The organism is Marivirga harenae, assembly GCF_030534335.1.
In the GTDB taxonomy this organism is placed as follows: domain Bacteria; phylum Bacteroidota; class Bacteroidia; order Cytophagales; family Cyclobacteriaceae; genus Marivirga; species Marivirga harenae.
In genome coordinates this window covers 3137340-3150970 of record NZ_CP130565.1, presented here as the reverse complement: position 1 = coordinate 3150970, position 13631 = coordinate 3137340, and the positions used below count along the sequence as shown (strand labels likewise).

The following is a 13631-nucleotide window of genomic DNA, read 5'->3' as shown; positions in this document are numbered from 1 at the left end:
GTTATCAGGCTTTTTTAATTTCAGTACCAATCAATAAACTAATTGGTTTTATTCAAACACTAAATTAAGATTAATTAAAAATCTTTAAAATAGGGTTACTGACAGGATTGTTTTTTACAGAAATTATTTAACATCTTTTCAATAAGCAGGTTATTTCGGCAAGGCATATTTTATATCTTTGCCACAGCTTAAAAAATTAAAATATACTATGGAAAATATAGCAGTAATTGGTTCTGGAACTATGGGCAATGGCATTGCGCATGTATTTGCTCAGAATGGTTTTAAAGTTTCGTTAATAGATATCAATGAAGCCGCTCTAGAAAAAGGAATGGCAACTATTGGTAAAAATTTAGACCGACAAGTCAAAAAAGAAATAATAGACGAAGCCAAAAAAACAGAAACATTAAATAACATTACTACTTTCACAGAAGTATCAAAAGGAGCTAAAAATGCAGATTTGGTTGTTGAAGCTGCCACTGAAAATACTGATTTAAAACTAAAAATCTTTAAGGAATTAGATGAGGTTTGTGATGCTAAAACTATATTAGCTTCTAACACCAGTTCCATTTCAATCACAAAAATTGCTTCTGTTACCAATAGACCAGAAAAAGTGATTGGCATGCATTTTATGAATCCAGTTCCAGTGATGAAATTAGTTGAGATTATCCGTGGATACTCGACTTCCGATGAAGTAACAAATAGAATCATGGAGATGTCTAAGAAACTAGGCAAGATTCCTGAGGAAGTAAATGACTACCCTGGATTCATTGCTAACAGAATCTTGATGCCGATGATTAATGAAGCTATTTTCAGTTTATTTGAAGGTGTAGCGGGCGTAAAAGAAATTGATTCTGTAATGAAATTAGGGATGGCACATCCTATGGGTCCATTGCAGTTAGCTGATTTCATTGGATTGGATGTTTGCTTGAGTATTTTAAATGTATTGCACGATGGCCTAGGCGACCCTAAATATAGACCGTGTCCGCTACTAATCAATATGGTACAGGCTGGAAAAATGGGAGCTAAATCGGGCGAAGGTTTTTATAACTATAGTCATGGAACCAAAGACTTGGTAGTAGCCAATACCTTCAAAAAATAATGGAAGGATTAAATCCTGAAATTCTAAAAGATTTAGTCAGAGTAAAGATGCCCTTTGGAAAATATAAGGGCACTTTACTTTGTAATCTGCCAGTCTCCTATCTGGAATGGTTCAAAAGAAAAGATGGCTTCCCGTCTGGAAAATTAGGAATGCAAATGGAAACATTATGGGTAATAAAAACTAATGGATTGGAAGACTTACTTCAACCGCTAAAGAGGTAAACCATAACCACAAAATTATACTAAAAACACACTGTTTTAGCTAAGTACTTTTAGAATGAAAGACTTTAAAAACTCTTTCATAACTGAGATTTTTAGGGATTGTAAACATATGTAAGTGACAAAAGTCAAATAGATATATCTTTCTCCAACTCTATAAAAACCTTTATACTCTTAGCACTTAATTTTTTGTACGCTGAATATAGATGGCCGGGATTAAAAGCACCATCAAAGTAGGATTTATAATCAATCGATGGATAAAACTGATATACATATGATCTATGGCGGTGTTAAATCGTAAAATGAAATAGGGTATCAACAAGAAGAAAAAACCTACTGCTTCAACCATCAAGCCAAATTTCACATACTTTTTATTATAAAATAAGCCATAAATCAATAAAAGAACCAAATTATCATTGATCAAAAACCTAATTGTTCTATTGACAATAAACTGATATTTTGAATTCAAAGATTCAGAAAATAATAAACTATAATCAAAACGTTGCCCTATAAAGACAATAGCTAAAGCGGTTAAACTTATAATTATAAGTGCTACTCTAAGCGTCCTATCTGGTTCCAGCCAGTCTTTACTTTTCATTTACTTTAAAAATCCAAAGTGCCCACATACCAAAAACTGCAACATAAATAAATGCAGTAAATAAATACTTATGACTGAAATAAAGGAAATCAGGCATTGATATTGTAACATGAAATAATAACAGAATCCGTAGAAGATTAAATATATGAATGACCAGTAATCCTAAGGGAATAAACCACAACATTTTGTTACCAACATTTCCATAAGCAAAGAGAAAAGCAACAAAAATTACCATTACATTCAGCCCGTTGCATCCTTCATAAACTGATAAAACGGCTCTATCGGCCTTAAAAATATAAATGCTTTTTAAATCTTCTTTTGGACCAGTAGAAATTTCCACTTCATAAAGATTAATGATTGCTGCAGTTTGTTCCGTTACCCACTGCGTCATAATATCAGCTTTTCCTTCAGCAGCGTCCAAATAGAAGCCATAGATAACATTCAAGATGATATATAAGCCAATGAACTTGGCTAGAAAGAGAATTGATGGCTTAAAATCCTGATATAAACTCACTGATCCTTAATTTTTGCTGGAATCCCAATCGCTGTTTTATTAGCTTCCAGGTTTTTTGTTAGCACACCACCAGACCCCAAAACAGAATTTTCACCCATTCCCAAACCATTCAGAACATTAGCACCACTACCAACAAAAGCACATTCTCCTAATTTTACATCTCCAGCTAAATTGGAAGCAGGCATCAAAGAACTATAATTGCCTAACTGGCAATCATGTCCAATTGTGGCATTCAAATTCACTACCACATAATCCCCAATTTTAATATTCGTGGTCAGGTTAGCACCAGCACAAATAATACTACCTTTTCCAATATGAATAAGATCATTGAATATAGCATATGGAGATATCACTCTTGAAAACTCAACTTTAGGATTCGTTATTTTCTGCACTACCTTCTTTCTAGTTTTACCATCTCCAATTGCTACAGCAACTGAAATGGGTCTCTCCCAATTATTAAGCTTTTCAGTATTACCTAAATACAAATCACCAAATTCTTCTGATTTATTTTGATCATCAAAAAAGCCCAAAAAATGATACGGATAGCCCTTTTTTATTAATTGCTGGACTATCAAATTCACTTCCCTGCCAAAGCCACCTGATCCAAAAATTGCGATCTCCGTCATCTATAATGTTTATTTAACTCTTCTTGCTGGATTTCCTACCACAACCGAGTGATCAGGAATGTCTTCCACAACAACTGCCCCAGCTCCTATTGTGCACCACTTACCTACTTTTATTAGAGGAATAACAGTCGCTCCAGCCCCTATTAATGTCCCTTCTCCTACCTCTACGCCACCGCATAGGGAAGCATTTGGTGCAATATGAGCAAAACTTCCAATTTTACAATCATGGTCAACACTTGCCGAAGTGTTGATAATCACATGCTCTGCAATTTTAGTATCCGCATTAATTATAGCCCCTGCCATAATAACCGTTCCCTCTCCAATTTCAACATGCGAGCCAATATTGCAAGTTTTATGAATTGCAGTACCAAACTCAGCATTTTTTAATTGATCAACTACTTTTTTACGGGTACTATTTTGGCCTATTGATACGATACATTCTTCGATAGCTCCTTTAAATTCAATCGTTTTACCGAGCACAGGAATCCCCCAAAGTTCCTTTTTGGTTTCATCTTCATCATAAAACCCAATAACCTGAACCTCTTGTGATAAAAGAATATCCACAATTACTTTTGCATGTCCACTTGCCCCAAATAAATACATTTACAATAAGTTTTTAGTAATAATCGGTTTTAAAATTAACTACATAAATAGTTATGATAATATATTATTTAACGACTAATAACAAAGAAGTACCTTCATTGTACTAAATAAAGTATCCCTTAAGGGGAATTAAGCGACTTGCACTAATCAAATACAATCTCAAATTCAACTCTCCTATTTTTTCTTCTGCCCTCAGCTGTGTCATTACTTTCTACTGGTTGCATTTCTCCATATCCTACAGCATCTAATCTTAAAATAGCAATACCATGATCCATTAAATACCTCTTAGTGGCTTGTGCTCTCTTATGGGACAGTAACAAATTGGCATCATCATTTCCTTGATTATCTGTATGTCCGGAAATTTTCAATTTGTAATCAGGGTTTTCTCTCATTACAGTTACGACTTTATCCAAAATCGGCAGGGATTGTTCTCTTATTACATCAGAGGCCAACTCGAATTCAATTCCTTCCAAGGCTTCCTTGAGTACTTCCTTTGTTTCTTCAGTAATTTCAGGGCACCCCTTATTTTCAGCAACTCCTGCTAATGTTGGGCAATCATCTTCGGTGTCAATAATACCATCTTGGTCAGTATCTTTTGGTTTCGGTTTTTCCCAATTCATACTAATTATTTTTATGGTAATCCGATCTTCTAGTGCAATTCCATTTTTTAAGGCTAAATCTGTAATTGAATAGAAAGATTTTTTTTCTCCAGCACCTTTTATTCTCAATCTATCGGGATGAATATTTTTCTTTTCAAAGTATTCACTCACAGCTTTAGCTCTATTATAAGCTAACCTATCATTTTCTGCAGCTAATGGTAATTGGTTAGTATGTCCTGTGATTTCAATTTGCATTTGACGATAGCTTTGTAACAAAGATGCAAACCTATCTAATTCAAAATACGCATCAGATCTGAAGATATCAGCGTTACTCACGAAAGTAATGTGATGAACAGGAATCTCAGAGCCCACTGCAACAGGAAGCATTCCTAACTTCTGCTCCTTTTCGAAGTACTCAGTTAATTTAGTTAAATCTTGATATTGCAGGATTCCAATATATCCTTTTTTTACAGCTACATACTGATAGAGAGTACCACTTTCTAAAATGTGAGAAAACCCAGTTTCTGCATCGGAAATGACATCCTCCTTCTTCTCATAATTATTAGTATTAACAAATTCAATTTGAGCTTCTAAATTATCACCATTTGAAGCGTTAAGTACCTCCCCTTTTAAAATCAAGACAGGGTCAGGTCTAAATTTGTAAGGAAGTATCATTTCATAAATATCCTTAGAACCCGCTATACTACCCTTAGTAGTTACAAAATAAGCGTTTTCTCCAGCAGCATCAATTGTATAATACGCTTCAAATTCTTTGGAATTTACATCCGCACCCAAGTTTTCGGGTTTTGACCAGTTCTGCCAGCTGTCATCCAATCTTTTGGAATAGAAAATATCAGCATCGCCATATCCGTTGTGACCATAAGAGGAAAAAAATAGTGTTTTATTATCAGCTGCGAGAAATGGGGAGAATTCTGGAGATGTGGTATTAATTTGTCCACCCAAATTTACAGGCTTAGACCAATTCCTTTCATCAATTCTAAAACTGACGAATAAATCTTGATCACCAAAGCTTTCTTCCGTTTCAATTGCTAATAAAAGGGTTCTTTCATTATTGGATAGGTAATAATCAATATATTCATTTAAATTATAAAATTCTTGAATGTAAATCATCTGAGGATATTGCCATCGTCCACCTTTTCTATAAGATATAGAAGCACCATCCAGCACGTCTCCATACTCATTATAGCCGTTAATAACCAGCAAAGTATTACCATCAGGCGTAACTGAACTTACTCCATTAGGATATTTATCATTCAAGGGCTCTCCAATATTTCGAGCCTCCGACCAAGATCCATTTTGCCGCTGAGCAATATATATATCTTGAGGATCTTTAGAACCTGAATAATTCTCAGGGTAATTCTGTCTCGCAAAAAACAAGGTATTACCATCAGGTGAAATCACGGGCTTTGTTTCTTGATATGATGAGTTAACGTTGGAACCTAAGCTTTTAGGTATTTCTTGCTGTGCCCAACATAGGTTGCTTGTAATAATGGCTAGAAGGACTGATAGAACTTTATGCATGAGTCGCTATTTTATACAAATTAATCGAAATATATGCATTTTCAGAAAGCATCTACTATTACTTTTTAAAATTTGCCATCGAGAATGCCTTCTTTCACTAATTCTGTAATAATTAATTCTGTCATATCACTTTTAAATCGGAACTCATCACGAATATCCATCACGTACGCCTTAACTCTCATTTTATAAAATGAATTGGTATTATTCACTTCATTCAGGAAAAGTACAGTAATCGACTTTCCCAAATAAATATATTTAGACACTGTGGCTGCTTGTGTGGCAATTTCTCTCGTTTTAATCGTATCAATTGTCAGTGGCAAATAAATTTCAGCCACTACCTGGCAGTTCGGCTCTCCAGCATTGGAATTGGATAGAGAACTGTTCATCATCACTGCATTCGGAACTGAAACTAAAGAATCATCTGGTGTAATTATTCGTGTTGATCGCAAACCTATTTCAACCACTTCACCATAGTATTTGTCCACCTCTATTTTATCCCCAGAGACAAATGGTCGATCTAAAAGAATGACAATTCCACCAAATATATTCTTTAAAATATCTTGTGAAGCAAAACCTATAGCAACTCCGATAGAAGCGGACACGGCTAGCATTGATGCGACTGATGGTTTGTAAATAACTACAATTATTAAAATCAGTACGATCATCCAACCCACGATTTTAACAATTGGGATTGAGCCTTTAAAGGCAATTCGGTATTTGGTGCTGCGTTCCGCTAAGGCATTTAGGATATAAGTAAGGATTCGAATAAAAACAAAACCAAATAGCAGAAATACAATGGTATAGAATATATTTCCACTAGAAACCAAGTTTGTCAACTCTTGTATTTTATTGTCGTCTATCCCACCCTCTTCCGAACCACTAGCCGTCTTTACAACTAGTGTATCAGCTACAGCATCTTTCTTAATTGAAGAGATCGGCTCTGAATATTTATTATTGGTTCCTTTTTTGCCTATTTCCTTTACTAGTTTATTGGAATCAACTTTAACTTCAGGACTTTGAATTGAATCGATCCTAATTTCTGGTATGCTTGAAACAATTGGATCTTTCCCTTCAAAAATACTGTCCTTGCTAACTTCCGTACTGTCTTGCGCCTGACTAATATTTAAAAGAAAAAACGCAAGAAGAAAGCAGAGAATCCATTTTACCTGTCCAGTTTTCATAATAGATTTTTTGATTTAAGTAGTTGAACAGTATTTCTGTAAATAATTGGGTTCACCAAAAATTGGCCTCCTTTCTCTATCAAAACTCCATCCTCTAATAGTTCTATAAGTAGGAATTTCGCTTTGGTTTTGCTGTACGACAACACGATTGCAAGTTGATCTACATTTAGTCCATCATGCATAATCAAAGCTTGTACAATAAATACCCGATCGCTTTTTAAGGAGGATAAAAAGCTAAAGTCAGGTTTTTTGAAGCTTCTGATAATGATGGTTTGATCATCGACATTTTTGGTGGATAGTAACCAGAACATTAATGCCATACTGATATTACTTTTGGCAAAATTATTTAAATCTTTGAAAAATCGATCTTTTAAGTACTGTTGCTTCTCGCGATCATCAAGCTTTTTAAACTTCTTGTCATTTGCATCTTTTTCCAAAGCCTCAAATTTAATTTTGAAGCCGCTAATTCTATTTCTTTTAATTATCAATTGACTTATTTCATCGTCTTCTAGAGGCTCCAATGGGACATGATAACTAAAAAATGCACTCATTTTTAAAGACCTTTCCAAATATTCAAAAGTATAAATAGACATGGAGCCAATCCAGAATACATTTTTCTGAGTGGCTGTCATTATATCAACAAATTCGACCAAAGATTTCTGCCCGTGCAGTTTTCTCAAAAATAATTTCTGCAAATTCTCAAAAATTATGATACGCTTTTTACCTGCATTTAGATAGTCGATAATTGCCTGTTTGTCTGTCAATCCGTCCTCCAATTGCTCAGATAAACTATTAAATAAAACTTGCGGATCGGGGTCATTAAATTTCAGCTCTATGCGTATTGGAACAATATTGAATTTAATATTTTTCACTGCATAGTTTATTAGAGAGGTCATTCCGCTCCATTTTTCAGCGGTGATCAGCACGGAAGCATACTTGCCATTTATCCATGCAGAATAGGCTTTTGATATTTTTTCAATCTCACTCTCCCTCCCTTCAAAAAGAACCATGTCGGTCAATGGTTCAATTGCATACAACTTCTTGTAGATAACTGGCAAGCCCTCAATGACTTGATTAGATTCATTTAAAAAGTCAGAAACGGCACGATTAGGTTCATTTTCGATTGTTGCAGATAAAAAGCGCTTTGATAATGCTACCTTTAACTCCCAAGCCCTTTGGTAATACCTTAAGGCAAATTCCTTGAGAATATTATAATAACGTATTGTGAAATCTAAAGCCTGCTGTGTAATTGCCTCAGATTTTTGAATAGCCTTCGCTTTGCTGATTCTTAATTTTACAGCAGATACGTTTTCATTTGCCTTTAATTTTTGGAGTTCTTGAATCAATTCTGCACTCATTTCATTTAATTCTATCTGTGCATTCTTGATAATCTCTTGAAAATCAGCGCCTACTTCTTTAGCTGTATTTTCAGCTCGTTCGAACCCATCAACAATAATATTTCTTGCTTCATTCTCATCGGCTTCTGCATCTAACGAATTGGAAGCTGTGCTCAATACATATTGTACAATCTCATCAATATCACCCACCTTAACAAGTAAATTACCCATCTTCTGAAAAATAACACTTTTCAAAGTTTCTAGTTTATCACTTAATTTAGGTTCAATCTCAAATGATAATAATTCATAATTAGAAATACAGGACAATTCACTATCATCCAAAGGCCCATCAAACTGATTAGATTTGGTTACTACATACTCAGTTCCAAGCTTTTCTATACGATCGCTTACCAGATATTCTAATCTATCTAACTCGTTGAGGAACGTGTTTTTAGATAAACTCTCTTGCATCTTTTGAATCAAGCCTTTGTCTAACTGCTTATTTGTGATATACTTTACTTGAGTTATCTTTTTAGCTATATTCTCCTCTGTTTTCCCATGCTCATGAAATGTAGCTTGAGCTTCGGCCAAAAATTGTTCGATTGGGTGGATATAATTGTTCTGCAATTGTTTATTCCATTCAGCTACATTTAAATTTAAGCCTTCAATACTTTCTTGTATGAATGATTGTAAAGCAGATAATTCCAACTCGGAGCGCCAATCTTCGAAAAGCGCGTAAATTGTATTATTCCATTTGTGAACCCCTTTAGAGAACTTTTTATTATATTGATGATACTCTTTTTCTAGGCGCTTTGCTGTTAGTAATTTATCATTTAATTCAATTGTTCCTGCTATCTCAAATTCTGAATCATAAATCTCACATAACTGAACGTACTTTTCATTGATATTTAGTTTAACCCTTTTAAAAAAATCCTCATTAAAGCCAATTCCTTCTGTCTGGAAATCTTGCTGATTTTTATCAACGGGAAGATCTTCATACGCTCTAAGCCGATCTAAAGAAGCTGTAAATTCTCTTAATATTTCTTGACTAATCTCATTAAAAGTTTGCTGAAAACCGTTGAGAAAATGTCTCTGAAATAAGGTCTTTGCCTTAATTTGATGCTTCCAAAAAACAATAGGCTTTTTATTCTTCCTAAAAAGATTGGTGAAATGCTGCGGTAGCTTTCCCATTCTAAAAAAGAAAATCTTAAAAACCTTTCTAAATTTTAAGCTAAATCCATCTTGTTCCTGAATATGAAATCTTGCTGCCTGTTGGTGTTTAATAATAATGTCAGGAAGGTTGATTAAATTATTTTTAAATTCTTCGATCAAAGATCCGTGAAGGTTCTCAAAGTTTGCCTGCTCTAAGTGAGGTCGTTCAGCGATGGTGTTTTTGATATATTCAAAAATTGCTTGTTTATACTCATCAGTTTCCTTAAAACTTATACTTTCAGACTGAGTTGGCTTTTTCTCTTTTACAAATTCAAGATGGCTAATAATAAAATCCTTTTTTTCCTGAATAAGCTTTTGAAAATAATCTTGTAAAAATGAATGCCATTGAGAAGCAAGCTGTTCCTGATTTTCTTCCATTAATTAATTAATAAACGCTTTTAAATTTAGTGCATTTTAGTAAATAATCAATACTGTAACAAAGAAACAAGATGGAACTTGTTTGTAGCTCCAATTCCATTTCAAGATTATCATATTGTATTTTTTCTTAAATAACTCTCTACTAAAGCTTACCACTCTCAATGAATATCCTTACCTTTGCGCTCTGATTGAAAAAATGCTATGATTAATACCAGTAATTTAACCCTCCAATTTGGAAAAAGAGTTTTATTTGATGAAGTAAATATCAAATTTACACAAGGAAACTGCTATGGTGTAATTGGTGCCAATGGAGCAGGAAAATCCACTTTCCTCAAAATTCTCTCTGGAGAAGTAAACCCTACCAAAGGTTCTGTAAGCTTAGACACGGGCAAAAGAATGGCTGTCCTAAAGCAAAACCATAATGAATTTAATGAGCACTCTGTGTTGAATACAGTGATGATGGGACACGATAAATTGTGGAACAACATCAAAGCCAAAGAAGAACTATACAGCAAGCCTGATTTTTCCGAAGCAGATGGTATCAAGGTATCAGAATTGGAGGAAGAATTTGCTGAAATGGATGGTTGGAATGCTGAATCCGATGCTGCGGCACTTTTGAGCGGACTAGGCATAGAGGAAGAGCATCACTATAAATTATTAAAAGACATTACAGGTAATTATAAAGTACGAGTACTTTTAGCACAAGCTCTATTCGGTAATCCTGACGTTCTGATTCTCGATGAGCCTACTAATGATTTAGATATTTACACCATTGCCTGGCTAGAGGATTTCTTATTAGATTTTAAAAATACTGTAATTGTAGTTTCTCACGACAGACACTTTTTAGATACCGTTTGTACGCATATAGTAGATATTGACTTCAGTCAAATCAATATGTTCTCTGGTAATTATTCATTTTGGTATCAATCTAGTCAATTAGCATTATCCCAGAAGTCATCAGCTAACAAAAAGGCGGAAGAAAAAAAGAAAGAATTACAAGAATTTATTGCTCGATTTAGTGCCAATGCCTCTAAATCGAAGCAGGCTACAAGTAGAAGAAAATTATTAGACAAAATCAATGTAGAAGATATAAAACCCTCTACTCGTAGATATCCGGCCATTATTTTTAATCAAAAAAGAGAGGCAGGAGACCAAATTTTACAAATAGAGAAATTGAATAAATCCGTAGAAGATAAAGTCTTGATTAAGGATTTAGATTTATTTGTGAATAAAGGTGATAAAATTTCTGTTTTAAGTAAGAACAGTTTGGCGACCACTGCCTTATTTGAAATTTTGAACGGCAATATGCAAGCTGATTCAGGTAGTTTCAAATTTGGACAAACCATCACGACCGCCTATCTACCAAATCATAATGATGAGTATTTCCAAGGCAATGAAAACCTAATCGATTGGTTGAGAAACTATTCAGATGAAAAAGATGAAGTTTACATCCGTGGGTTCTTGGGTAAGATGTTATTTACTGGAGAAGAGACTTTCAAATCCGTGAATGTATTGTCTGGAGGAGAAAAAGTCAGATGTATGGTTTCAAAAATGATGCTTACAGGTGGTAATCTATTGATGTTAGATGAACCTACCAACCACCTTGATTTGGAGTCTATTCAGGCTTTTAACAATGGCCTTAAGGATTTTCCTGGTACTGTTATCTTTACATCGCATGATCACGAGTTTACCAATTCAGTGGCAAATAGGATTTTAGAGCTTACACCTAACGGGGCTATCGACAGTTTAAAAACTTACGACCAGTATATGGACGATGATAGAATCCAGGAACAAAGAGCTGAACTATACGGCAAAGTGACTGCTTAAGCTGCACTAGAACTTTAAATTCATTTTTCAGTTTAATAGGATAAATGAAAACATTTTTAAAAATCATAAAAGGCTTACTAATCGTAGTAGCCTTTTTCTTTTTAGGTTATTATATGGTAAAATATTTTGTCCCTTCTGTCGGTAAAGCTCCAAATTCGGAGGAAATGGCTCAGTCTCCTTACTATTTTAAAGGGAAGTTTATTAACTCGGTACAAACTAAAAGTGCTGAGTTTAGTCAGGTTCCACAAATAGTAAGGAATTACTTTAAAAGAGACGTGGAGACAAACCCTAACACTGACTACATTTTTACTGAAACAAATAAGCTAGAAAACGACAGTATTTTACAAGTGAATTGGTTAGGACATGCTGCAATGTTGTTTTACAAAAATGGAAAGTATGTACTGGCAGACCCAATGCTGGGCGAAAGAGCTTCGCCTTTCCAGTTTATGGGTCCAAAAAGATTCAGTGCCCCACCAATATCAGCTGAAAATCTTCCGGAATTAGAAGCTGTAGTGATTTCCCACGACCACTATGACCATTTGGATTATGAGACCATCACAAAGATTACGGCTAAGACCAAATACTTTTACGTACCTACTGGCGTAGGCGCTAGTTTAGAATACTGGGGAGTACCTTCAGAAAAAATAAAAGAGTTTAGTTGGTGGGATACTCATACCGAGAATGGAATTAGTATCACTGCCACTCCAGCACGTCATTTTAGTGGCCGATTATTTAGTCAAAACAACACTTTTTGGGCCTCGTGGGTGATTGAAATGGAGGGAGAAAACATTTATTTTGGAGGGGATACTGGCATTTTTGATGGCTTCAAAGAAATTGATGAGAAACTAGGACCGTTTGACTTAGCAATTATGCCCATCGGAGCGTACAATGATGCTTGGCACGATATTCATATGGATGCTAAAGAGGCTGTTGATGCTTTTCAACAAATGAGGGCTGAAAAATTATTTCCAATTCATTGGGGAACTTTTGATTTGGCATTGCACAGTTGGTTTGAACCGATTTTGGAATTGGAAAACATATCCATTGAGAGGCAAATCCCCTTACTAAGCCATCCTCAAGGTAAATGGTTTAGAGTAGATGATGATAGTGATAATGCTTGGTGGAAGAAATATTCGAAGGAGATAAGTGGTGAGTGAGACATCCCTGGAAGTAATATATAGAGACGAGCATATAATTGCAATCAATAAGCCGCATGGCTTGTTGGTTCATCGCACAAAAATAGCTACCGAGACGGATTTATTTGCATTGCAACTCCTGAGAGACCAAATTGGTCAAAAGGTTTATCCTGTTCATCGGATAGATCGAAAAACCTCAGGGATACTCCTGTTTGCACTAAGCGAAGAAGTAAATTCCAGTTTGACTGCTGTATTTAGGAATCAGAAAATTGAAAAAACATATTGGGCCATTGTAAGAGGATTTACGGATTCAGAAGGTACAATTGATTATCCATTGAGAAAAGAAAACGGCCAAGTTCAAGAAGCTACTACCCATTATCAAACCTTAGCACAAACTGAAATCAATGTTCCATTAGGAAAATTTGAAACTTCTCGCTATTCTTTGTTAGAAGTTGAGCCCAAAACTGGAAGAATGCATCAAATTAGAAAGCATTTAGCTCATATTGATCATCCCATAATAGCGGATCGACCCCACGGGTGCAATAAACAGAACAAATTATTCAAGGAAAAATGGAGCATGGATAGCATGCTTTTACATGCCAAGGAAGTCAAGTTTAAACATCCTGTAAGCGGTGATGTTGTACATATAAAAGCAAATATTTCTTCGGAATTTGACAGAACCTTAGGCTTTCTTAATTTTGATTTGAAATAGAAATAATGCTTTCAAATATCCAGATTTTAGGAGGCTTTATACGTATATA

At 34.8% G+C, this 13631-nt stretch carries 12 protein-coding genes; 5 read left to right on the top strand and 7 right to left on the bottom strand.

From position 1 onward, the window contains the following. Positions 1–208 precede the first annotated feature (208 nt). Together Q3Y49_RS13450 and Q3Y49_RS13445 are read left to right on the top strand one after the other, a co-directional pair. Positions 209–1099: a 3-hydroxybutyryl-CoA dehydrogenase gene (locus tag Q3Y49_RS13450; RefSeq protein WP_303268854.1), complete on the top strand. Its 891-nt coding sequence runs from the start codon at positions 209–211 to the stop codon at positions 1097–1099. Further along, entirely contained in the window at positions 1099–1320 is a 222-nt protein-coding gene (locus tag Q3Y49_RS13445) for a DUF3820 family protein (protein WP_303268853.1), read from the top strand. The genes Q3Y49_RS13450 and Q3Y49_RS13445 overlap by 1 nt, the downstream gene beginning before the upstream one ends. A 178-nt stretch (positions 1321–1498) precedes the next feature. On the opposite strand, the gene Q3Y49_RS13440 is transcribed toward Q3Y49_RS13445, so the two are convergent. The 7 genes from Q3Y49_RS13440 to Q3Y49_RS13410 all read right to left on the bottom strand — a co-directional run bounded on the left by Q3Y49_RS13440 (position 1499) and on the right by Q3Y49_RS13410 (position 9907). After that, positions 1499–1915, bottom strand: a complete 417-nt coding sequence (locus tag Q3Y49_RS13440; protein ID WP_303268852.1) for an exosortase F system-associated membrane protein — start codon at positions 1913–1915, stop codon at positions 1499–1501. Beyond that, entirely contained in the window at positions 1905–2429 is a 525-nt protein-coding gene (gene xrtF, locus Q3Y49_RS13435; protein WP_303268851.1) for an exosortase family protein XrtF, read from the bottom strand. Before xrtF ends, Q3Y49_RS13440 begins: the two co-directional genes overlap by 11 nt. Then, entirely contained in the window at positions 2426–3055 is a 630-nt protein-coding gene (locus tag Q3Y49_RS13430; protein ID WP_303268850.1) for a NeuD/PglB/VioB family sugar acetyltransferase, read from the bottom strand. The genes xrtF and Q3Y49_RS13430 overlap by 4 nt, the downstream gene beginning before the upstream one ends. 9 nt (positions 3056–3064) lie before the next feature. Further along, positions 3065–3658, bottom strand: a complete 594-nt coding sequence (locus tag Q3Y49_RS13425) for an acetyltransferase (protein ID WP_303268849.1) — start codon at positions 3656–3658, stop codon at positions 3065–3067. A gap of 143 nt (positions 3659–3801) precedes the next feature. Further along, positions 3802–5799: an OmpA family protein gene (locus Q3Y49_RS13420; RefSeq protein WP_303268848.1), complete on the bottom strand. Its 1998-nt coding sequence runs from the start codon at positions 5797–5799 to the stop codon at positions 3802–3804. 65 nt (positions 5800–5864) lie between these two features. After that, positions 5865–6980, bottom strand: a complete 1116-nt coding sequence (locus tag Q3Y49_RS13415; RefSeq protein ID WP_303268847.1) for a mechanosensitive ion channel family protein — start codon at positions 6978–6980, stop codon at positions 5865–5867. Further along, positions 6977–9907 (bottom strand): hypothetical protein, encoded by a 2931-nt coding sequence (locus Q3Y49_RS13410; protein WP_303268846.1) that lies wholly within the window; start codon positions 9905–9907, stop codon positions 6977–6979. The genes Q3Y49_RS13415 and Q3Y49_RS13410 overlap by 4 nt, the downstream gene beginning before the upstream one ends. A gap of 201 nt (positions 9908–10108) precedes the next feature. On the opposite strand from Q3Y49_RS13410, the gene Q3Y49_RS13405 reads away from it, so the two are divergent. Genes Q3Y49_RS13405 through Q3Y49_RS13395 form a run of 3 tightly spaced genes read left to right on the top strand, consistent with a single transcriptional unit; the run spans position 10109 to position 13582 of the window. Further along, positions 10109–11734, top strand: coding sequence for an ABC-F family ATP-binding cassette domain-containing protein (locus tag Q3Y49_RS13405; RefSeq protein ID WP_303268845.1), 1626 nt, complete (start codon positions 10109–10111; stop codon positions 11732–11734). Between the two features lie 44 nt (positions 11735–11778). Next, complete coding sequence (locus Q3Y49_RS13400; protein ID WP_303268844.1) at positions 11779–12891, top strand: MBL fold metallo-hydrolase; 1113 nt, start codon at positions 11779–11781, stop codon at positions 12889–12891. Further along, positions 12884–13582 carry a pseudouridine synthase gene (locus Q3Y49_RS13395; RefSeq protein WP_303268843.1) on the top strand — a complete coding sequence of 233 codons (699 nt, stop codon included), beginning with the start codon at positions 12884–12886 and terminating at the stop codon, positions 13580–13582. The genes Q3Y49_RS13400 and Q3Y49_RS13395 overlap by 8 nt, the downstream gene beginning before the upstream one ends. Positions 13583–13631 lie beyond the last annotated feature (49 nt).